The organism is Neisseria sp. P0008.S010, from assembly GCF_051962715.1.
GTDB classification, from domain to species: Bacteria; Pseudomonadota; Gammaproteobacteria; order Burkholderiales; family Neisseriaceae; genus Neisseria; species Neisseria elongata.
Window position 1 is genome coordinate 1 of sequence record NZ_JBQCVA010000260.1, and the last position, 280, is coordinate 280.

The 280-nt window shown below is 45.4% G+C and carries 1 rRNA gene; it reads left to right on the plus strand.

The window, feature by feature from the left end:
• Positions 1–280: ribosomal RNA gene (locus tag ACTHSL_RS13495) — 16S ribosomal RNA — on the plus strand; the annotation flags it as partial.

Here is a 280-nt window from a genome sequence, read left to right on the forward strand (position 1 = left end):
GTGATACAGAGACCCCAAGCGTTATCCGGTTTCACTGGGCGTAAAGCGTACCGATAGGTTGTTTAGTGTGTCTATTGATGAAAGACCGAAGCTTAACTTCGTGTTTGTCTTAGAAACTACTAGACTAGAGGAATGAGGAGGTAGCTGGAATTCTACAAGTAGGGGTGAAATCCGTTGATATGTAGGAGAACACCAAAAGCGTAAGCAGGCTACTAAGCATTTCCTGACACTGCTAGGACGAAAGCGTGGGGAGAGAACAGGATTAGATACCCTAGTAGTC